This is a genomic window from Bradyrhizobium sp. Mp27, from assembly GCF_029953005.1.
In the GTDB taxonomy this organism is placed as follows: Bacteria; Pseudomonadota; Alphaproteobacteria; order Rhizobiales; family Xanthobacteraceae; genus Bradyrhizobium; species Bradyrhizobium barranii.
Window position 1 is genome coordinate 1 of sequence record NZ_JASAUS010000817.1, and the last position, 221, is coordinate 221.

Consider the following 221-nt stretch of genomic DNA (forward strand, 5'->3'; position numbering starts at 1 on the left):
TTACCGACAAAGATCGTCTCCACCGCGGTCTTCATGTTGTCGTAGATGCCGCGGGTGCAGGTGCCTTTGAACAAGGCGAATGCCCGGTCGTGGGCGTCGAACACCATCTCCGGATAGGCCCGCACGAACAGCATGCGGCTGTGACAGAGCCGGACATGAGCAGCCTTCACCATCACCGTGGTGCCGCTCAGCAGGACGACCTCGTGGCTCCAGTCGAACTG

The 221-nt window shown here is 61.1% G+C and carries 1 pseudogene; it reads right to left on the minus strand.

What is annotated here, in order from left to right:
• A pseudogene (locus tag QJT78_RS52770) lies at window positions 1-221 on the minus strand (IS21 family transposase); the annotation flags it as partial.